The organism is Azospirillum agricola, assembly GCF_020005195.1.
Taxonomy (GTDB): domain Bacteria; phylum Pseudomonadota; class Alphaproteobacteria; order Azospirillales; family Azospirillaceae; genus Azospirillum; species Azospirillum agricola.
Genome location: NZ_JAIFZR010000005.1, coordinates 841,953 through 861,360, shown reverse-complemented (window position 1 = coordinate 861,360; position 19,408 = coordinate 841,953). Strand labels below are relative to the sequence as shown.

Sequence of the window (19,408 nt, the reverse complement as noted above, 5' to 3'; positions counted from 1 at the left end):
GGGACGACCGGCCGGCGGTTCCGTTTCCGCAGACGCGGGAAGCTATCGGCGGGCCGCCGTCTTCCCGGCTGCTCGTTCCTGGCTGCGCGGGGCGGCGCCGGACGGCACCGTGGCCGGCGAGGCCTTCAGCGGGGCGAAGCTGGCGTTGACGATGCCGACGGCGTTGTCGTGGACGATGATGCCGATGCCGACGAGAACCTTCTGGGCGCCGTTGCCGGGGTTGAAGGATTGCTCGCAGTTCGGACCCTTGTTGTAGCCGAGCGCGACGTCGCCCTGAAGGAAGCCGCTCGTGTCCTTCGTCGCGTTCACCGCGCGGTGGTAGAGCCCGATCGTGTTGGGGACGTTCTTGTCGGCGCTGAAGCAGTAGCCCACCGCGGCCAGCCCCTTTCCGGTGTCTTCCAGGCTGTAGATCGCCTCGTAGGAGTTCTGGTTGAAGGGGCGCCCCTCGACGTCCACCCAGGCGGTGTCTCCGCTGTTGAGATCGCGGGTCTGCACGGCCATGTGGCTGACGTTGTTGTCTTCGACGTTCAGGGCGATGCCGACGATGATCTTGCCGACGTCGGTCAGCTGGTAGCTCTTCTCGCCGACGATCGTGGTGGGGATGCCGCTGTTGTCCCACATCAGATTGTAGAAGCTGAACTGGGGGGTCTGAAGGGCGGCGACGATCGCTTGGTTGATCTCCGAGGTGCGCTGGGCGGTCGTCGCCAGCACCGACAGGGGCAGCAGGGAGGCGGTGCCCGACTGACGGTCGAACTGGATCAGGCCGAAATTGCCGGGAACGGTGGCGGCCCATTGGCTCAGCGTCGTCTGTCCGGCGATGGGCGCCCCGCCGATCGCGACGAAGACGGCCGCCGTCTGGGTGTTGCTGTCGTAGTCCTTGGTGGATTGCCCCGCCGAGACGTTGGCGCTGTAGGCGTTGTAGTTCGCCTGGACCGCCCCTTCGATGCTCTGGGTGTCGGTCGTCTGGGAGCTGGAGATGCTTTGGGAGAACAGCCAGCGGCCCCCGAAGACCGACGAGTTCAGGAAATGGGTGCCGTATTTGGCGACCAGGGCGTTCGGCTCCATCGTGTCGATGTCGGCCTTGACGCCGGGGATCAGCAGATCGCGCAGCCCAGCCGCCACCGGCGGCAGCGCCAGCCGGTAGGATTCCAGGACCGATCCGGCGTTCGCCTGCACGTAGGAGGTGGCGACGGAATGGGTGGAGGACAGGGCGACGCTGGCGTCGAGCTCGGCGCTGAAGGTGGAGGACACGCCCTGGACGCCGAGATCGACCTCGAAATTGTTGTCGATCTCGTCGTAGCTGTAGGTCGACTGAACCGCGTCGTTCACCGTGGTCTGGGCGGACGGCGTCAGCGTCAGGCTGGCCGGGTAGGCGTAGGTGGTTCCATAGAGCGTCGCGGAATTCGTGCTCTGGCACTTCAGGTCGAACAGCTGGATGCCGGTCACGGAATCGGCGCTCGCGACCTTGCCGGTCTTGACGTTGTACATCCGGCCGAGCAGGTCGGAGCCATAGAGCAGCGACGAGCACCCGCTCGCCGCCGCGCCGGACGGTGCGGTCGCCAGGGCGGACAGGACAAGGGCGGACAGGACAAGGGGAGTGACGGACGCCGTTCTGACGGTCACGGGAGGCATGGCAATCTCCAGCATCGGGGCCGGGAGCTTCGAGGATGCGTGGATTCCCGAAGTCCCCGCGAGCGGCGGGGATGGCGCACAACCCGTCATCCCGTCCGGCCTCCTGTTCTAGAGCGCGCGGAAGTGGTGGGAAAACCCATGAATTGGGGGGTTCGGCGTGCAAGAGTGGCTGATAAATCCCCTTATGAGGGATATTGCCGCGCCGGTTGCAGCGTCACCTTGACGTCGGCGGGCTGCCCGAAATAGGGCGCCGACGTCACCAGCAGGCGGCAGCCGGCGGCGGCGTAGGCGGCGGCGTTGGCCTCGGTCACTCCGCCGGCGGGAGCGACGACCGGGGCCGGGTTCAGGCCGCGCGTCGCCTCGATCACCGCGCGGGCGGCCTCGGGTGGCAGCTTTTCCAACTGGATCACGTCGGCGCCGGCCTCGGCCAGGGCGACGGCCTCCTCGACCGAGCCGGCCTCGACGACGATCTTCTTTTCCGGAGCCTTGCGACGCAGGGCGGCGATCCAGTCCGCGGGCGGATCGGACAGGAAGGCGCGGTGCTCGGGGAAGGCCAGCAGGGTTTCCGACAGGCCCATCCGGTGCATCACGGCGCCGCCGGCCATCACCGCCTTGACGCTGATGTCCTTGGCGCCGGGGAAATTCTTGCGGGTGCAGGCGACCGTCACGCCGGGAGCCGCGTCGACGATGCGCCGGGCGCGGGTGGCGATGCCGGAAGCGTATTCGACCAGCGTCTGCGCCACCTTCCAGGCGCGGTGCAGGGCGCCGGCCGGGCCGTCCGCCTCCAGGAAGACCGCACCGGCCTCGACGCCCGTGCCGCTCGGGGAAAAGCGGAGGATCCGGCCACCGGCCTTCTCGACGAGCCGGGCGGCCTCCTCGGTCGCGGCCAGCACCATGGCGCCGCGCGCGGCGAAGCGCATGGTGGCGGGCCGGCCGCCGATGCCGAGCGAGTCGGTGGTCAGGTCGCCGTGGGGAACGTCCTGGGCCAGCAGCGCGTCGAGGGCGGAGTCGGGCAGGACGATCATCGGCGATGTTCCCTTGCGTCAGAGCCAGCCGCGCCGGCGGAAGTACCAGAGGGGCAGCACCGCCGACAGCACCATCAGCCCCAGCGCCATCGGGTAGCCGAACTCCCAGTCCAGCTCCGGCATGTGCTTGAAGTTCATGCCGTAGGCGGACGCGATCAGCGTCGGCGGCATCAGCGCCACGGCGACGACCGAGAAGATCTTGATGATGGCGTTCTGCTCGATGTTGATGAGGCCCAGCGTGGCGTCGAGCAGGAAGTTCGCCTCGTGGGCCAGGAAGCCGGCGTGCTCGTTCAGCGACCGCAAGTCGCGAGTCATCGTCTTCAGCGCGGTCTTCTGGTCCTTGTTCATCCGGCCGCCGCTGACCGAGGTCAGGAACACCACCAGCCGGTCGAGGCCGGCGAGGCTGTCGCGCACCTTGTGGGTCAGGTCGCCGGCGCGCCCGATGCCGCGCAGCACGTCCTGCAACTCGTCCGGCTTCTTGGCCGCCTTGCCGAAGCCGCCGCCGTCGAGCGAATCGTCGAAGATGCGGGCCGACAGCTCGTCGATGCGGCCGCCGACCAGCTCCAGCACGTCGGCGACCCGGTCGATCACCGCGTCGAGCAGCCCGAACAGGGCGCTCTCGGCCGAGGCCAGCAGCTCCGGCTGGCGGACGCTGCGGGCGGCGAAGGTGATGACCGGCAGCGGTTCGGTGTAGCGCAGCGTGATCAGGTGGCGCGGCGTCAGCACGAAGGTCAGCTCGCCCTGCTCCGGGTGGGGCGAGGTGGCGCGCGAGATGATGGGCGAGGTCATGTAGATGCCGTCGCCCTCGGTGTAGAGCTGGCTCGACGCCTCGATCTCCTTCATCTCCTCGCGCGTTGGCAGGTCGCAGCCGGTCAGTGCGCCGACGCGGGCGCGCTCGGCCTCGTCCGGGCGCAGCAGGTCGATCCACACCGCGTCGGCCGGCAGGGGCTCGTCGAGCGCCAGCGGCTGGCGGACGACACGGCCGTCGACGCGGGCGTGGACGGTGATCAAAGGGCGGCCTCTTCCGGCACCGGGGCGCCGGCGGCGCGGCAGGCGGCGGCGAGCGTGTTCAGCATCAGGCAGGCGATGGTCATCGGGCCGACGCCGCCCGGCACCGGGGTGATGGCGCCGGCGACCGTGACCGCCTCGTCGAAGGCGACGTCGCCGACCAGCCGGGTCTTGCCGGGCTCGGCGGCCGGAACGCGGTTGATGCCGACGTCGATGACGGTGGCGCCCGGCTTGATCCAGTCGCCGCGCACCATCTCCGGACGACCGACGGCGGCGACCAGGATGTCGGCGCGGCGGCACTCCTCCGGCAGATCGGCGGTGCGGGAATGGGCCATCGTCACCGTGCAGTCGGCCTGGAGCAGCAGCTGCGCCATCGGTTTGCCGACGATGTTGGAACGGCCGAGCACCAGCGCCCGCTTGCCCTTCAGGTCGCGGCCCAGCGTGTCGCGGATCAGCAGCAGGCTGCCGAGCGGCGTGCAGGGCACGATGGCGCCCGGCTGGCCGGTGGCGAGCAGGCCTGCGTTGACGACGTGGAAGCCGTCGGCGTCCTTCTCCGGCACGATGCGGGCCAGCACCTTCTGGCTGTCGATGTGCTTCGGCAGCGGCAGCTGGACGAGGATGCCGTGCACCGCCGGGTCGGCGTTCAGCCGGTCGATCAGCGCCAGCAGGTCGCCTTCGGCCATGTCGGGCGATTCGTGATGGTCGAAGCTGTTCATGCCGAGCTCGACCAGCGCCCGCTCCTTGGAGCGCACATAGACCTGGCTCGCCGGATCCTCGCCCACCAGCACCACGGCCAGACCGGGGGTGACGCCGTGGCTGGCCTTCAGCGCCGCCACGCCCTCCGCCACCCGCGCCCGCAGGCCGGCGGCGTAGGCCTTGCCGTCGATGATCTTCGCGTCCGCCATGCTCACTCTCCACCCTCGATCAAGGCCGTCAGCCGCGGCATCAGCGCCGCCGGATCGCCGGCCACATGCAGAATCTTGTTCCGATCGGTGGCGCCGGCCACCACCGTCAGGCTGGTCTTGGGCAGTTTCCACGCCTTCGACAGCAGTTTTATGACCGCCTCGTTCGCCTTGCCGTTCTCCGGCACGGCGGTCACCGTCACCTTCAGCACCCGCCCGCCTTCGGCGGTGTCGGCCAGCCCGGCGACGGCGTTGCGCGACGCCTTGGGCGTCACGCGCAGCGACAGGCGCAGGCCGTCGGCCACCGGCTCCAGCGGGGAGGGCGGCGACGGTGCCATCAGAAGCGCGGCCAGTACTGGGCCATCAGGTTCTGGATGAAGGAGATCAGCAGCAGGACCACGATGGGCGACAGGTCGAGCCCGCCCATGTTGGGCAGCACCCGGCGGATCGGAGCCAGCACCGGCTCGGTGATCCGGTAGAGGAAATCGCCGATGACGTAGACCGCGCGGTTGCGCGTGTTGACCACGTTGAAGGCGACCAGCCAGCTCAGCACCGCCGAGATGATCAGGACCCAAAAGAACAGGTCGAGGATGGTGTTGATGAGCATATACAGCGCGATCATTCCGGGCCTGCTCCGTTTCGGTTTTTTTGCGGCTGCCCCGCCGGGCGCCAGCGTTTTCCGGGCACCCTAAGCACAAGCGGCGAAGGCTGTCCAGTGCCGCGGGCCTTGGAAATGGCCCCGCCGGGCCTGTTCGACAATCTGCGAATTTTCGTGAATCAATCGCTTGACAGGGGAGCCGCCGATGGACAATATCCGCGCCACGCCGGGCGGTACCCCGCCGGGCGACATGGTGTGGGGCCGTAGCTCAGCTGGGAGAGCGACGCGTTCGCAATGCGTAGGTCGGGAGTTCGATCCTCCTCGGCTCCACCAATTACCTAAAAAAACATTGATGCGACACAGGAATTCGCCCGGAAGCGGCGGAATTCCCTGCGGTGTGACACCGCCCTGTCGTACGCGGCGCCGGCCGAATCGCCGCCATCCCCTTCAAAATCCGCCGTTTCAGCCCGTCCGCGGTGTCGCACATCCCTGTCGCCCAAACGGCGTCCCACAGGGCTGTGGATCCGGGGAGCCGTCTGGCAATTCCAGACGCGGGTTCCGGCCGACCTCCAGGAGGTTCTGGGCCGGACGCGCATCAACCGCTCCCTCAGGACCAGCAACTACCCCGACGCCATCCGGGCGGCCCACAGGTTGGCCTTCGAGATCGAGGGACTGTTCGATGCGGCCCGCGGGTGGACCTTGGCCACCTGATGCTTGCCCCGTTCCCGGCGTAGGCCCGGCGGCTACTCGAAGAAGTCCTCATCCACCCGCTTGATGTGCAGGGTCTCCTCGATCCTGCATCCGACCTCGTGCCGGATCATGAGTTTGGCCAGTTGGATTCCGTCGATCAGCACGATGCGGGTGCCCAACCGGCCGGCCGTCTCCCTGGCCGACACGGTGAAGGCCGAGGTGGTGACGAACAGCCCCTTGGTCGCCTTGAACAGATTCAGGCTGCCGAAGAAGTCGCGGATCGCCCCCGCCCCGACGGTGTTGCCGTCCGCGTACCGCTTGGCCTGGACATAGACCCGATCCAGCCCAAGCGGGTCCTGATCGATGACGCCGTCCACACCATCGTCACCCGACTTGCCGACCAGAGCCTTGTCGAGTTCCGTGACCGAACCGCCATAGCCCATGGTGATCAGCAGGTGGACCACGGTCTTCTCGAAGAAGGCAGGCGTGCCGGATCGCACCCGCTGGAGGATTTCCTCCGCCAGCGACGCCTCGATCCGCAGATGGGCCTGCCGCATCACCTCATCGGGGGTCAGGGGGCTCTCGGCGACCGGCAGCACGACCTCGGCACTGTCGGCCGCTTCGGCCGCCCCGGCCTCGCCGTCGCGAAAACCCTTGAAGCTCGGGAATTGCTCCAGGAACCGGATGGTGATCCGCTCCGGTGGCGAACTCAGCACGCCCCGGCCTGTCGGCGTGATGCGGAAATGTGCCCGCCGGGTGAGGTCCACCAGCCCGGCTTTGGTCAAGTAGCTCTTCGCCCAGTGGACCCGGTTGGCGAAGGTCGTCTGCCGCCCTGACGGCAGAAGCTGGGCTCGCTCCTCGTCGGTCAAGGCGAACACGTCGGCAAGCTGGTCCACCACATCGCCGATGCGGACCTCGCCACCCCCGGCGGCGGTCTTCAGCACGGGGAGCATCAGGGTCTGGAAATCGGGAATGGCCATCAGGTCGGCTCCACGCGTCGCAACGTCAGGAAATGTTCGTTCTGGTCCAGCCACGCCTTCCTGGCCTCCCAGTCCGGCAGGATGGTTCCGACCAGCCCCCAGAAGGGCCGGTCATGGGTGCGGTGCCGCAGGTGGCAGAGTTCATGGACCACCGCGTATTCCAGCACCGTCCGGGGGGGCGAAGACCAACTGCCAGTTCAGGTTCACGACGCGGTCGATCCCACAGCTTCCCCAGACATGCTTTTGGTCCTTGACCCGGGCATCCTTCGGCTTCAGCCCGTTCGGCTCGCCGTGCCGGCGGACGAGGTCGGCGACATGGAGGAACAGGGCCACCCATTTCAGGTCGGCGGTGAACTCCAGCACGCAGGGGGCCGGGCTGACGGCCTCGTACAGGCCGATGAACTCGCGGGCCTTGTTGCGGAACTCGATCCACTGGGTCTCATCGGGTTTCAGCCGGGCGACAAGCTGGTCAAACTCGGCCTTCAGGCTGTCCTTGTCAATCCGTCCGCCGGCCCGCTTCACCCCCTTCATCATGTGGAGCACGGCGGCGTGGGCGGCCCGAAGCTGGTTGCGGAGGTCGTCGAGGTCCCGCATGGCGTTGCGGACATCGTCGGCCCGGTAGGAGGCCAGAGCCCTGTCGAGGTGGGCGGACACGCCGATGCAATCGACGATCAGCCCGTTCCGTTTGCGGGCGTCGGCGACCAGACGGCGGCCCTTGGCTGCCTGATTTGGCCGGTTACTGCCCGGCGACTTGTTGGGCGGCATGGAGTTTTTCGGCGATGCGGCTGGCCAGAAGGTCGAGGTCGATGTGGATGGCCGGGCCGATGGGCTCGGGCGGGACAGTGTTGGCCGTCACCGAGGGGCGGGTTGCGGCCGGCAGGGCCTGTCGCACGCGGCGTGGGCCGGGGCCCGCCCTGCCTGAAGCGGGGTGCCCCGAGTCGCAAGAAAGGCGGAGCCTTTTCGACCCCGCCCTGCTGTAGCACCGCTTTCCGGACGCGACTCACACCGTCATCCGGCGGCGGTCGGTAAAAAACTCGCGATCGGCAACGTCAGGCGTCGAGATTCGAGACCTTCAGGGCGTTGTCCTGGATGAACTCGCGGCGCGGCTCCACGATGTCGCCCATCAGGGTGGAGAAGACCTCCTCCGCCTGGTCGGCGTGGTTGACGCGCACCTGGAGCAGCGAGCGCTTGGTCGGGTCCAGCGTGGTCTCCCAGAGCTGGTCCGGGTTCATCTCGCCCAAACCCTTGTAGCGCTGGATGGTCACGCCACGGCGCCCCAGCTCCATCACCACGTCGAACAGCGCCACCGGGCCGGTCAGGGCGCGGGTTTCCTTCTGCTTCTCGAAGGCGCGGCCGACCGTGCCGAAGACCCGCTTCAAATCGGGCGCCAGCGCGTCCAGCCGGCGCGCCTCGACGCTCTTCAGCAGGTCGGCGTCGAACAGGTGGCGGTGGGTCACGCCCCGGCGCGAGCGGACCACGGCGTAGCCGCCCTGCGGCAGGGCCTCGCCGCGCCAGCCGCCCTCCGGATCCAGCCCGTTCAGGCGTTCCGCCACCGTCTGGGCGGCGGCGAGCGCCGCGGCGGCGTCGTTGACCAGGGCGGGCGACAGCGCGCCGGCGACCGCCGCCTGCTCCACCACCGTCAGGGTGCCGGCCTTGCGGGCCAGCGCGTCGAGCGCCGGGCGGGCGGTGCGCGCCTGCTCGACCAGACCGCTTAACTGCTCGCCGATCAGCAGGCTGCCGTCGGAGAGCTGCACCGACAAATCGCCGAGCGCCGCCTCGACCAGATACTCCTCCAGCGCCCGGTCGTCCTTCAGATACCGTTCCTTGGCGTTGCCGCGCTTGATCCGGTAGAGCGGAGGCTGGGCGATGTAGAGATAGCCGCGGTCGATCAGCTCCGGCATCTGCCGGAAGAAGAAGGTCAGCAGCAGGGTGCGGATGTGGCTGCCGTCCACGTCCGCGTCGGTCATGATGATGATCTTGTGGTAGCGCGTCTTGTCGGCGTTGAACTCGTCGCGGCCGATGCCGGTGCCGAGCGCCGCGATCAGCGTGCCGATCTCCGCGGAGGACAGCATCTTGTCGAAGCGCGCCCGCTCGACGTTCAGGATCTTGCCGCGCAGCGGCAGGATGGCCTGGAACTGGCGCGACCGCCCCTGCTTGGCCGAGCCGCCCGCCGAATCACCCTCGACGATGAACAGCTCGGAGCCGGCCGGGTCGCGCTCCTGGCAGTCGGCCAGCTTGCCGGGCAGCGAGGCCATGTCCAAGGCACCCTTGCGCCGGGTCAGCTCGCGCGCCTTGCGCGCGGCCTCGCGGGCGGCGGCGGCCTCGACCACCTTCATGACGACGCGCTTGGCGTCGGCCGGATGCTCCTCGAAATACTGGGCCAGCGCCTCGCCGACGATGGTCTCGACCACCGGGCGGACTTCCGACGAGACGAGCTTGTCCTTGGTCTGGCTGGAGAATTTCGGATCGGGCACCTTCACCGACAGGACGCAGGTCAACCCCTCGCGGGCGTCGTCGCCCGACAGATTGACCTTCTCCTTCTTCGCGATGCCGGATTCGTTGGCGTAGCTGTTGATCGCCCGCGTCAGCGCCGCGCGGAAGCCGGCGAGGTGGGTGCCGCCGTCCTTCTGCGGGATGTTGTTGGTGAAGCAGAGCGTCGTCTCGTGGTAGCTGTCGTTCCACTGCAACGCGCATTCCACCGTCACCACGCCGCCATGCTCGGTCGGGCGCTCGGCCTTCAGGGTGATCGCCGGCTTGTGCAGCGCCACCTTGGAACGGTCGAGGTAGGTGACGAAGGCCTCCAGCCCGCCCTCGTAATGCAGGTCCTGCACCTTCGGCTCGACCCCGCGCGCGTCGGTCAGCACCAGCCGGACGCCGGAGTTGAGGAAGGCCAGCTCGCGCAGCCGGTGCTCCAGCGTCGCGTAGTCGAACTCGGTGTTGGTGAAGGTCTCCTTCGAGGGCAGGAAGGTGACCTCGGTGCCGCTCAGCACGGTCTTGCCGTCGGCGCGCCCGGCCTCCAGCGCCGGGGCCGGGCCGACGTCGGCCAGCGGCGCCTCGGCCTCGCCATGGCGGAAGCGCATGGCGTGGGTGCGGCCGCCGCGCCAGATGCGCAGGTCCAGCGTCTCCGACAGGGCGTTGACCACCGAGACGCCGACGCCGTGCAGGCCGCCCGACACCTTGTAGCTGTTCTGGTTGAACTTGCCGCCGGCGTGGAGCTGGGTCATCACGACCTCGGCGGCCGAGATGCCCTCTTCCGAATGGATGTCGGTTGGGATGCCGCGGCCGTTGTCGCGGACCGTCACCGATCCGTCGGCGTTCAACTGCACCTCGACCTTGTCGCAATAGCCGGCCAGGGCCTCGTCGATGGCGTTGTCGACGACCTCATACACCATGTGGTGCAGACCCGACCCGTCGTCGGTGTCGCCGATGTACATGCCCGGACGTTTGCGCACGGCGTCGAGCCCGCGCAGAACGGTGATCGACTCGGCCCCATAGTCCTGCTGCGGGAGGTCGTTCTTCAATGCTTCCTGTGCCATGCGCCAACTATAACAGATCGGGTTGAGAAAACGGCGTTTTCGCATGCGCACGCCTGCTTTTTTTCCGGCCTTCCACACAGCCCGGCCGGATCATCGGAAGGGCTATCCGGGGCGGATGCGCGCGTCCTCGACGTGGAACCGCCCGGCCTCGCCGCCCAGCGGGGCGAAGACCGCCTCGTCGGTGCCGGTCATCCAGGCCTGGGCGCCGAGCGCCAGGATCTCGCCGAACAGCGCCTCGCGCCGGTCGGGGTCGAGATGGGCCGCGACCTCGTCGAGCAGCAGGATCGGCGCCGCGCCGCGCTCCGCCGCCAGCAGGCGGGCGTTGGCCAGCACGATGGCGATCAGCAGCGCCTTCTGCTCGCCGGTCGAGCAGAGCGCCGCCGGCATGTCCTTGGGCGCGTGACGGACCGACAGGTCGCTCTTGTGCGGGCCGGTCGCCGCGCCGCCGCCGCCGCCGTCGCTGCCGCCGTCGTGGCGCCGGCTGTCGCGCAGAGACTGGCGCAGCCGGTCCTCGGCGGCCAGCGCCGGCCCCTCGTCCAGCCAATCCTCCACCGCCCCCGTCACCGCGAGGTCGGCGCCGGGGAAGGGGCCGACCGAGCGGGCGCAGGCGGCGCGCAGCCGCTGCACCACCTCGCGCCGGGCGGCGGCGACGGCGACGCCGGTGGTCGCCATCTGGTCCTCCAGCGCGCCGAGCCAGCCCTCGTCGAAGCGGCCATCCCGCAGCAGGCGGGCGCGCTCGCGCAGCGCGTGCTCGTAGCGCGACAGCCGGCCGGCATGGGCGGGATCGAAGCCGAAGACCAGCCGGTCGAGGAAACGGCGCCGTCCGCTGGAGCCCTCCAGGAACAGCCGGTCCATCTGCGGGGTCAGCCAGACGACGGCGACATGCTCGGCCAGCGCGGTCTGGCCCTTGGCGGCGTGGCCGTCGATGCGGACGAGGCGGCGGTCGCGGTCGGTCGGCTTGCGGGAGCCTTGCGGTTCGCGGGCCGGCTCGCGGCCGGTGCCGATCTCCACCGGGCCGGCCGGGCCGTCGAGCGTCGCCGCCACCGCCCAGCCGGCGCCGGGAGGCGAGCCGATCCGCTCGATCTCGGCCAGCCGCGCGCCGCGCAGGCCGCGGCCGGGGGCGAGGAAGCTGACGGCCTCCAGCAGGTTGGTCTTGCCGGCGCCGTTGGGCCCGATCAGCGCCACCGGCCGGCGGTCGGGCTCCAGCCGCGCGGACTCGTAGCCGCGGAAGCGCGTCAGCGTCAGGCGGCGGACCGCCAGCGCCGGCGGTTCCGCGCTCATCGGGGGCCGAGGGGGATGGAAGGCTGCTGTGGACAAGGACACGGTTCCGCTCGGCGGAGGACCCGTCCCCCGCACCCCATCACACGCGCATCGGCATCAGGACGTAGAGGGCCGTCGAATCCGCCACGTCGCGGATGATCGTCGGCGAGGCGGCGTCGGCCAGCGTGAAGCGGGCGCCCTCGCCCTCGATCTGCTGCGTGATGTCGAGCAGGTAGCGCGAGTTGAAGCCGATTTCCAGGGGACCTTCCTGGTAATTGACCTCCAGCTCCTCGGTGGCGCTGCCGGCCTCCGGGCTGGTCGCCGACAGGGTCAGGGCGCCGCGCGCCAGCGCCAGCTTCACCGCCCGGCTCTTCTCGGTCGAGATGGTGGCGACGCGGTCGACGGCGGCGGCGAACAGCTTGGCGTCGACCTCCATCACCTTGTCGTTGCCGACCGGGATGACCCGCTCGTAGTCGGGGAAGGTGCCGTCGATCAGCTTGGAGGTGACGGTGACGGAATCGAAGCCGAAGCGGATCTTGTTGTCGGACAGCGACAGCTCGATGCGGTCGGCGGCCTCGTCGATCAGCTTGCGGATCTCGTTGACCGTCTTGCGCGGCACGATGACGCCGGGAATGCCCTCGGCGCCCTCGGGCAGCGGCATCTCGACCCGCGCCAGACGGTGGCCGTCGGTGGCGACCGCGCGCAGCACCGGCAGCTCGGCGCCGCCGCCGGTCTTGGAGCGGGTGGCGTGCAGGTAGATGCCGTTCAGGTAGTAGCGCGTCTCCTCGGTGGAGATCGCGAAGCGGGTGCGGTCGACCAGCGCGCGCAGGTCGGCGGCGGGAACCGCGAAATTGTGCTTCAGCTCGCCGCCGGAAAGCTGCGGGAAATCCTCCACCGGCAGGCAGGACAGCTTGAACTGCGAGCGGCCGGCGCGCAGCGTCAGGATGTTGCCGTCGCCGCCGACGTCCAGCTCGACCTGGCTGCCGTCGGGCAGCTTGCGGACGATGTCGTAGAGGGTGTGGGCCGGGGCGGTGGTGCCGCCGGCGCGGCCGACCGTGGCCGGCACCGTCTCGACGATCTCCAGATCCATGTCGGTGGCGGCCAGCGACAGCTCGCCGTCGCTCGCGCGCAGCAGGACGTTGGAGAGGATGGGAATGGTGTTCCGCCGCTCGACCACACTCTGCACGTGACCCAGGGACCGAAGAAGGGCGGCGCGTTCGATGGTGATGTTCATGCTGTCGTCGTCTCGGCGGCGGATGTATCGGTGGGCGCTCGGGCGGACTTCCGGAGGCGGAATCCGGGACAACCGCCCAGAGCGGGCGCGCATCATACCATAATGGCGGTTGCGTCGAACCAAATTCGTGCGATCAGGGCCTTATGGCGGATCATAGGACCGTTCGGCATGGGCGATCGCAGGGTTTCCGCGAGTGCCGGAAGGCGCCGCCCGCTTCGCGGGCTGCCGCCTCACCGCCCGCGCATCTCGTGCAGCCTCAGGATCTCCACGAGGTCGGCGCTCTGCCAGTGGCGGGAGCGGGTCAGCTCCGAGCGGATCGCCGCGACGAAGGCGTCGATCACCGCCCATTCGTCCTCCGCGATCGCCTCGATCTGATCGAGATAGGCGTAGACGACGCGGTGCAGGCCCTGGCTGACCGGGCTGATCCAGGAATCGACGCCCTCGCCCAGCGCCGCCATCAGGCGGCGGATGCGCAGCATGTGGGCCATCCGGTGGGCGGGCTTCTCGTCGCCCTCCGCCTTCATCGCCTGGACGAAGGCGACCCGCCCGGTCTCCACCGCGTAGAGGCGCAGCGACTTCAGCTCGGGGTTGGCGTAGCCGGCGTTGCCGAGGCAGCGCCCCCAACGCCACACCAGCTCCAGCAGCCAGACGATGTCCTGCTGGTCGGGCACCGGGGCGACGCGGGCGCTCATCGCCGCCTGCATGCGCGAGGCCAGCGCCGGCATGACGGTTCCGGTCAGCGCCCGGCTGACCTCGGCGAGCTGCCCGCGGATCGCCGGGCCGGTCGAGCGGCTGGCCAGGAAGCCGGTCCCCGACAGGGCGGTCAGCGAGCGGTCGAATCGCTCCACCGCGGCCGACAGCAGCTCGCGGGTGGCGGTGTTGACCGACAGCACGCCGCCGTCCTGGATGTCGACGTCGCCGAACATGCCGTCCACCACCTCGCGCACGGTGGTGCCGGCGGCGTGGAAATGGTCGAGCAGGGCGCGCAGCAACGGGTGCGACTCGCGCACCGCCGGGCCGGCGTGCTCGCGCACATGGCGCAGGAACACGTCGTAGCGGCGCTTGACGTTCAGCCCGTAGAGCGGGGCGAACCACGCCAGCACCTGGGTCTGGTCGCGGAAGGGCACGCCAAGGTCGCGCACCCGCCGCACGAAGCCGACCATCAGGGCCGACTGGCATTCGACCTCGGCGGATCGGGAGTCGCTGCCCGCCTGCATCTCCTCGATGTCGCGGCGCATCCGCTCGGTCAGCGGCACCAGCACGGCGTTGTGCTCCAGCAGGGCGCGGACGAAGCCCAGCAGGTCGCTGTCGATCGGCGCCTTGCGGCCGAGATACTGGGTGCGCAGGCGGGCGTCGTGCAGCGCCTCGTCGTTGGCCGTCGCCAGGAAGCGGTCGGTCAGCTTGCGGTCGGCGGCCATGCGGATCAGGAAATCGAGCGCCTCCCGGCGCATCTCCTCGCGCAGGCCCATCGCCTGCGGGCTGACCAGGACGGCGTCGAGCATCGCCTCGCGCGCCATGTCGTCGAGCCGGCTCTGCACCTCGGCGGCCAGCGCGGGGAAGGCGTGTTGCGTCAGGGCGGCCCAGATGCCGCCCATGTCGACGCGCTGGATCAGGGCCGGCACCGCCTCGGGCGCGCGGTAGAGGATCTGGTCGTCGACCAGGAAGGGCTCGAACAGGCCGGTGAACAGGCGGCGCGCCTTCATCGGGCGCAGGCGGTTGAAATGATCGACCAGGGCGTCGCGCAGGTGCCGGGCGCGCTGGCCGTTGGGCGCGGCCGACTCCTCCACCGCGTCCAGCACCGAGCGGATGGCGTGCATCGGGATGCGCGAGACGACCTCGTTCATCTGGCGGCGGAAGATTTCGACGTCCGGATTCTCCGTGGACCCACCGCCAGTCTTGGCCATCATGCCGGGCAACGTGCCGTTCATGCCCACACTCCCGCAGGATTCCCGTCAGCGATGCGGTGATGATCCGTTGAGAGTATTAAATAACCTTTTCCGGCCCGGACGCGTGTTTTGGTCGCAGGCGCTGATATTGGCGGGGTGTGTCGGCGAATCCTTCAGGACCGAAGATTGCCGGCGGCGAGCCTGTCGGCGGCAAGCTGGGCGTCCAGCCCGGCGCGGTAGTCGGGATAGGCCAGCGTCACGCCGAGCTGCCGCTTGATGCGGTCGTTCTTCACCCGCCGGCTGTCGGCGTAGAAGCTGGCGGCCATCGGCGACAGGTCCGCCTGCTCGAAGGGCACCAGCGGCGGCGGCTCGACGCCCAGCAGGCGGCAGGCGTACTCCACCACCTCGTGCGAGGGGGTCGGCAGGTCGTCGACCACGTTGTAGACGGCGCCCAGCGTCGGCTTCGCCATCGAGGCGCGCAGGGTCGCCGCGATGTCGGCGACGTGGATGCGGCCGAAGACCTGCCCCGGCTTGTCCACCCGCTTGGCGGTGCCGTCGCGCACGGAATCGAGCGCGCTGCGGCCGGGGCCGTAGATGCCGGCCAGCCGGAACAGGTGCATCGGCACGCCGTACTGCCGGTAGAGGCCGAGCCAGCCGCGTTCCGCCTCGACCCGGCGCTTCTGGCGCTCGCCGGTCGGTTTCAGCCACGCCGCCTCGCTGACCCACTCGCCCTTGGTGTCGCCGTAGACCCCGGTGGTGGAGAGGTAGCCGCCCCAGTCCAGCGTGCGCAGGTCGGCCAGATGCCGGGCGTGGTGGTCGAGCACCGGGTCGCCCTTGGCGTCGGGGGGGATGCTGACCAGCAGATGGGTGGTGCCCTCCAACGCCGCCGCCGGATCGGCCAGCGGGCGGTCGCGGTCGAACGGGAAGGCCTCGATCCCCTCGGCCTCCAGGGCGGCGCGCTTCTCCTCGCCGCGGCAGGTGGCGGCGATCCGCCAGCCCTCGGCGCGCAGCGACTCGGCGAAGACGCGGGCGCTGTAGCCGAGGCCGAAGACGAACAGGCGGGGGGAGGACATCGCGGCGCATCCTTGGGCAACGGAGTCGAGGGCGGAGTCGAGGGCGGCGGGCCCGGCGCGCTGGGGCTTGCGCCGGACCGGACGATGGCGGAGTGTAAGGCGACCATGATCCGACGCAACGCTTACCGCACGCTGGCCGTCCTGTCGCTGCTGGCCACGGCCCCCGCCTTGACCCCCGCGCTTGCCGCCGACCCGGCGCTCGACCGGAACCGCGAACTGAAGGACTGCGCGACGCAGGCCGAGACCGCGCCCGACGCCGCCTTCGACCGCGCGCTGCGCTGGCAGGAGGCGGGCGGCGGCGATTTCGCCCGGCTCTGCCAGGCGCTCGCGCTCTTCCACAAGGGCGACTTCAAGGCCGCCGGCGGGCGGCTGGAGGAGCTGGCCGGCGTGCTGGGCAAGGACGACCCCAAGGCGGCGGCCTCGATCCTGGCGCGCGGCGGCTGGGCGTGGCTGCGGGCGGGCGACCAGAAGCGGGCGGAGCGGCTCTACAGCGCCGCGCTGGACCGGCAGCCGGGCGACGTCGACCTGCTGATCGACCGCGCCTTCGCCCGCGCCGAGGCGGAGCGATTCTGGGACGCCATCGCCGACCTCGACGCGGCGCTGGCCAAGGACCCGACGCGGGCCGACGCCTACCTCTACCGGGCCAGCGCGCAGAAGGCGCTGTCGAATTACCGGCAGGCGCTGGCCGACATCGGCCATGCGCTGGAGCTGAAGCCCGGCGACCCCGAGGCGATCCTGCTGCGCGGCAACGTCAAGGCGCTGAGCGGCGGCCTCGCCGGCGCCAGGGAGGATTGGGCGCTGGTGGCGCGCCTCGCCCCCGACAGCGAGTCCGGCAAGGCGGCGGCGGTCAATCTGGAGCGGGTGGCGAGGATGACCGGCGCCGGGACGGCGCCCGCGCCCGAGGCGCCGAAGGCGGAAAAACCGAAGTCCCCCTGAACGGCTCGCCCACCGCCCAGCCGACGCTTGCAAAGCGGCCTCCGGCACACCAAAGCTTACTGCCATGACGTCTTCTCACGCTTCGGCCTCTCAAGCTTTGGGGGGCGGCGGTCTCGGGCTTGGGGGCCGCGTGGTCGCCGTGCTGGGGCCGACCAACACCGGCAAGACCTATCTGGCCATCGAGCGCATGCTCGGCCACAGGTCCGGCATGATCGGCTTTCCCCTGCGCCTGCTGGCGCGGGAGAATTACGACCGCATCGTCTCGATCAAGGGCAGGAACGCCGTGGCGCTGGTGACGGGGGAGGAGAAGATCCTGCCCCCCAACCCGTCCTGGTGGGTTTGCACCGTCGAGTCGATGCCGCTCGACCGCGCCGTCGATTTCCTGGCGGTGGACGAGATCCAGCTCTGCGCCGATCCCGAGCGCGGCCACATCTTCACCGACCGGCTGCTCAACGCGCGCGGGCTGGTCGAGACGATGTTCCTCGGCTCCGATTCGATCCAGCCGCTGATCCGCCGGCTGGTGCCGCGCGTCGAGTTCGTCAACCGGCCGCGCTTCTCCCAGCTCACCTACGCCGGCCATCGCAAGCTGACCCGTCTGCCGCCGCGCTCCGCCGTCGTCGCCTTCTCGGCGACCGACGTCTATTCGATGGCCGAGCTGATCCGCCGCCAGCGCGGCGGCACGGCGGTGGTGCTGGGGGCGCTGTCGCCCCGCACCCGCAACGCCCAGGTGGCGCTCTACCAGGCGGGCGAGGTCGATTACCTGGTGGCGACCGACGCCATCGGCATGGGGCTGAACATGGACGTCGACCATGTCGCCTTCGCCCGCATCGTCAAGTTCGACGGTTTCGCCCCGCGCCGCCTGCGCCCGGCCGAGGTGGCGCAGATCGCCGGCCGCGCCGGCCGCCACATGCGCGACGGCACCTTCGGCACCACCGACGAGGTGGGCGAACTCGACCCCGACCTCATCAGCCGCGTCGAGAATCACGAGTTCGAGACGCTGAAGACCTTGAGTTGGCGCAACAGCGCGCTGCGCTTCGACACGCCGGGCTTCCTGCTGAAGTCGCTGGAGGAGCGGGCCCCCATCCCGGAGCTGAGCCGCACCCGCGACGCCGACGACCATCTGGCGCTCCAGGCGCTGGTGCGCGACCAGGAGGTGCTGGATCTCGCCAAGGGCAAGGAGGCCGTGCGGCTGCTGTGGGAGGTCTGCCAGGTTCCCGACTTCCGCAAGGTGCTGTCGGACGCGCACACGAGGCTGCTCGGGCAGGTCTACCGATCCTTGCGGACCCGGCTCGGCCGGCTCGACACCGACTGGGTCGGCAAGCAGATCGCCCGGCTCGACCGCACCGAGGGCGACATCGACGCGCTGGTCGCCCGCATCGCCCACATCCGCACCTGGACCTACATCTCCAACCGTCCGTCCTGGCTGAGCGACCCGCTGCATTGGCAGGAGCGCACCCGCGCCATCGAGGACCGGCTGTCCGACGCCCTGCACGAGCGGTTGACGCAACGCTTCATCGACCGCCGCTCCGCCACGCTGTCGCGCACGCTGAAGGACGGCCGCGCCCTGATCGGCGGCGTGCGCGCCGACGGCGAGGTGGTGGTGGAGGGGCACGTCGTCGGCCGGCTGGAGGGCTTCCGCTTCGTCCCCGACGCGCCCGACCGCTCGGAGGAGGCGCGCGCGCTCGCCACCGCCGCCCGCCGCGCGCTGCGCGACGAGCTGGCGCGGCGGCTGCGGACCTTCGAGCAGGAGCCCGACGACGTCTTCGCGCTGGGCCCCGACGGGGTGCTGAGCGCCGACGGGGTGCCGGTGGCGAGGCTCGCCGCCGGGCCGTCGGTGCTGGCGCCGCTGGTCGTCCCCTTCGACGAGGGCATGCTCGACCAGGCCCAGCGCGAGCGGGTGCGCGCCCGGCTGGAGCGCTGGCTGAAGGAGCATGTCGCCGCCCGGCTGAAGCCGCTCTTCGCGCTGGCCGACGGTCACGGGGCCGGACCCCACGGCCTGTCGGGCACGGCGCGCGGGCTGGCCTTTCAGCTCGTCGAGGGGCTGGGGGTGCTGCCGCGCCCGCCGGTCGCCCCGCTGGTCGAGGGGCTGGAGCGCGAGGACCGCAAGGCGCTGGCGAAGCTCGGCGTGCGGCTCGGCGTGTCGCACCTCTACCTGACGGCGCTGGCCAAGCCGGCGGCGGTGGCGCTGCGCGGGCTGCTGTGGGCGGTCGCCAAGGGGCATCCGCTGCCGGTTCCGCTGCCGCCGCCGGGCCGCGTCTCGGTCGAGGCCGCCGGCGCGCCGCCCGCCTTCTGGGAGGCCATCGGCTATCCGCCGGCCGGCGGGCGGGCCCTGCGGGTCGACATGCTCGACCGGCTGGAGACGGAACTGCTGACCCTCGGAAAATCCGGCGCGCCGGTCAGTGAGGTCGCGCTCGGGCAGCGGATCGGCGTGTCGGCGGAGGAGCTGGGCGCGGTGCTGAGCGGGCTCGGCTATGCCCGCTCGGTCGCGGAGGACGGGGCGGTGACGTGGCGGCGGCGGCGCCCGCAGGGGCCGAGGCCCCGGCGCGGGCCTCCGGCCAACGCCGACCACCCCTTCGCCAAGTTGCGTCAACTGTCGGGGATGTGAATGAACGACATGAACGATGCCGGAACGTCGGATCAGGCGGGAG

The 19,408-nt window shown here is 70.3% G+C and carries 18 protein-coding genes and 1 tRNA gene; 4 read left to right on the top strand and 15 right to left on the bottom strand.

What is annotated here, in order from left to right:
• Window positions 1-42: 42 nt before the first annotated feature.
• From JN22_RS19025 to JN22_RS19000, 6 genes are all read right to left on the bottom strand, one after another.
• Window positions 43-1,632, bottom strand: coding sequence for an MAC/perforin domain-containing protein (locus JN22_RS19025; protein WP_179166191.1), 1,590 nt, complete (start codon window positions 1,630-1,632; stop codon window positions 43-45).
• A gap of 182 nt (window positions 1,633-1,814) precedes the next feature.
• Window positions 1,815-2,657 (bottom strand): ModD protein, encoded by an 843-nt coding sequence (gene modD, locus JN22_RS19020; RefSeq protein WP_085555442.1) that lies wholly within the window; start codon window positions 2,655-2,657, stop codon window positions 1,815-1,817.
• Window positions 2,658-2,675: 18 nt separating this feature from the next.
• The gene (locus JN22_RS19015) at window positions 2,676-3,668 is read right to left on the bottom strand and encodes a magnesium transporter CorA family protein (protein WP_085555441.1); all 993 of its coding nucleotides are present in this window, start codon (window positions 3,666-3,668) and stop codon (window positions 2,676-2,678) included.
• On the bottom strand, window positions 3,665-4,570 hold the full coding sequence (gene folD, locus JN22_RS19010) for a bifunctional methylenetetrahydrofolate dehydrogenase/methenyltetrahydrofolate cyclohydrolase FolD (RefSeq protein WP_085555440.1): 906 nt from the start codon (window positions 4,568-4,570) through the stop codon (window positions 3,665-3,667). The genes JN22_RS19015 and folD overlap by 4 nt, the downstream gene beginning before the upstream one ends.
• Window positions 4,571-4,572: 2 nt before the next feature.
• Window positions 4,573-4,905, bottom strand: a complete 333-nt coding sequence (locus JN22_RS19005) for a DUF167 family protein (protein WP_085555439.1) — start codon at window positions 4,903-4,905, stop codon at window positions 4,573-4,575.
• A complete protein-coding gene (locus tag JN22_RS19000; protein ID WP_085555438.1) occupies window positions 4,905-5,189 on the bottom strand; it encodes a YggT family protein in 285 nt (94 codons plus the stop codon). Before JN22_RS19000 ends, JN22_RS19005 begins: the two co-directional genes overlap by 1 nt.
• A 233-nt stretch (window positions 5,190-5,422) precedes the next feature.
• On the opposite strand from JN22_RS19000, the gene JN22_RS18995 reads away from it, so the two are divergent.
• Window positions 5,423-5,498 (top strand) — tRNA-Ala (locus JN22_RS18995).
• Window positions 5,499-5,513: 15 nt separating this feature from the next.
• Window positions 5,514-5,876, top strand: a complete 363-nt coding sequence (locus JN22_RS35375; RefSeq protein WP_396022005.1) for a DUF6538 domain-containing protein — start codon at window positions 5,514-5,516, stop codon at window positions 5,874-5,876.
• Between the two features lie 32 nt (window positions 5,877-5,908).
• Here JN22_RS35375 and JN22_RS18990 read toward each other — a convergent pair whose 3' ends face one another.
• From JN22_RS18990 to JN22_RS18955, 9 genes are all read right to left on the bottom strand, one after another.
• The gene (locus JN22_RS18990) at window positions 5,909-6,835 is read right to left on the bottom strand and encodes a restriction endonuclease (protein ID WP_085555437.1); all 927 of its coding nucleotides are present in this window, start codon (window positions 6,833-6,835) and stop codon (window positions 5,909-5,911) included.
• Window positions 6,835-6,987 (bottom strand): M48 metallopeptidase family protein, encoded by a 153-nt coding sequence (locus tag JN22_RS34975; protein ID WP_211099672.1) that lies wholly within the window; start codon window positions 6,985-6,987, stop codon window positions 6,835-6,837. Before JN22_RS34975 ends, JN22_RS18990 begins: the two co-directional genes overlap by 1 nt.
• Window positions 6,977-7,600 carry a M48 metallopeptidase family protein gene (locus tag JN22_RS34970; RefSeq protein WP_085555435.1) on the bottom strand — a complete coding sequence of 208 codons (624 nt, stop codon included), beginning with the start codon at window positions 7,598-7,600 and terminating at the stop codon, window positions 6,977-6,979. Before JN22_RS34970 ends, JN22_RS34975 begins: the two co-directional genes overlap by 11 nt.
• Window positions 7,572-7,727, bottom strand: a complete 156-nt coding sequence (locus JN22_RS18980) for a hypothetical protein (RefSeq protein WP_179166190.1) — start codon at window positions 7,725-7,727, stop codon at window positions 7,572-7,574. Before JN22_RS18980 ends, JN22_RS34970 begins: the two co-directional genes overlap by 29 nt.
• 157 nt (window positions 7,728-7,884) lie before the next feature.
• Window positions 7,885-10,371, bottom strand: coding sequence for a DNA topoisomerase (ATP-hydrolyzing) subunit B (gene gyrB / locus JN22_RS18975; protein ID WP_085555434.1), 2,487 nt, complete (start codon window positions 10,369-10,371; stop codon window positions 7,885-7,887).
• A gap of 102 nt (window positions 10,372-10,473) precedes the next feature.
• Complete coding sequence (gene recF, locus JN22_RS18970) at window positions 10,474-11,652, bottom strand: DNA replication/repair protein RecF (RefSeq protein ID WP_085555433.1); 1,179 nt, start codon at window positions 11,650-11,652, stop codon at window positions 10,474-10,476.
• Between the two features lie 79 nt (window positions 11,653-11,731).
• The gene (dnaN, locus tag JN22_RS18965; protein ID WP_085555432.1) at window positions 11,732-12,865 is read right to left on the bottom strand and encodes a DNA polymerase III subunit beta; all 1,134 of its coding nucleotides are present in this window, start codon (window positions 12,863-12,865) and stop codon (window positions 11,732-11,734) included.
• 230 nt (window positions 12,866-13,095) lie between these two features.
• Complete coding sequence (locus JN22_RS18960; protein ID WP_223677789.1) at window positions 13,096-14,793, bottom strand: hypothetical protein; 1,698 nt, start codon at window positions 14,791-14,793, stop codon at window positions 13,096-13,098.
• Window positions 14,794-14,924: 131 nt separating this feature from the next.
• Window positions 14,925-15,824, bottom strand: coding sequence for an SDR family oxidoreductase (locus JN22_RS18955; protein ID WP_085555431.1), 900 nt, complete (start codon window positions 15,822-15,824; stop codon window positions 14,925-14,927).
• A gap of 105 nt (window positions 15,825-15,929) precedes the next feature.
• On the opposite strand from JN22_RS18955, the gene JN22_RS18950 reads away from it, so the two are divergent.
• Window positions 15,930-16,760 carry a tetratricopeptide repeat protein gene (locus JN22_RS18950; protein WP_223677788.1) on the top strand — a complete coding sequence of 277 codons (831 nt, stop codon included), beginning with the start codon at window positions 15,930-15,932 and terminating at the stop codon, window positions 16,758-16,760.
• A gap of 130 nt (window positions 16,761-16,890) precedes the next feature.
• A complete protein-coding gene (locus tag JN22_RS18945) occupies window positions 16,891-19,365 on the top strand; it encodes a helicase-related protein (protein WP_223677787.1) in 2,475 nt (824 codons plus the stop codon).
• Window positions 19,366-19,408: the final 43 nt, after the last annotated feature.

Bases quoted from the DNA above. Each gene is read 5' to 3' on its own strand.
- JN22_RS19025 (WP_179166191.1), bottom strand. From the start codon at position 1,632: ATGCCTCCCGTGACCGTCAGAACGGCGTCCGTCACTCCCCTTGTCCTG.
- modD (WP_085555442.1), bottom strand. From the start codon at position 2,657: ATGATCGTCCTGCCCGACTCCGCCCTCGACGCGCTGCTGGCCCAGGAC.
- folD (WP_085555440.1), bottom strand. From the start codon at position 4,570: ATGGCGGACGCGAAGATCATCGACGGCAAGGCCTACGCCGCCGGCCTG.
- JN22_RS19005 (WP_085555439.1), bottom strand. From the start codon at position 4,905: ATGGCACCGTCGCCGCCCTCCCCGCTGGAGCCGGTGGCCGACGGCCTG.
- JN22_RS19000 (WP_085555438.1), bottom strand. From the start codon at position 5,189: ATGATCGCGCTGTATATGCTCATCAACACCATCCTCGACCTGTTCTTT.
- JN22_RS18990 (WP_085555437.1), bottom strand. From the start codon at position 6,835: ATGGCCATTCCCGATTTCCAGACCCTGATGCTCCCCGTGCTGAAGACC.
- JN22_RS34970 (WP_085555435.1), bottom strand. From the start codon at position 7,600: ATGCCGCCCAACAAGTCGCCGGGCAGTAACCGGCCAAATCAGGCAGCC.
- gyrB (WP_085555434.1), bottom strand. From the start codon at position 10,371: ATGGCACAGGAAGCATTGAAGAACGACCTCCCGCAGCAGGACTATGGG.
- recF (WP_085555433.1), bottom strand. From the start codon at position 11,652: ATGAGCGCGGAACCGCCGGCGCTGGCGGTCCGCCGCCTGACGCTGACG.
- dnaN (WP_085555432.1), bottom strand. From the start codon at position 12,865: ATGAACATCACCATCGAACGCGCCGCCCTTCTTCGGTCCCTGGGTCAC.
- JN22_RS18960 (WP_223677789.1), bottom strand. From the start codon at position 14,793: ATGAACGGCACGTTGCCCGGCATGATGGCCAAGACTGGCGGTGGGTCC.
- JN22_RS18955 (WP_085555431.1), bottom strand. From the start codon at position 15,824: ATGTCCTCCCCCCGCCTGTTCGTCTTCGGCCTCGGCTACAGCGCCCGC.
- JN22_RS18950 (WP_223677788.1), top strand. From the start codon at position 15,930: ATGATCCGACGCAACGCTTACCGCACGCTGGCCGTCCTGTCGCTGCTG.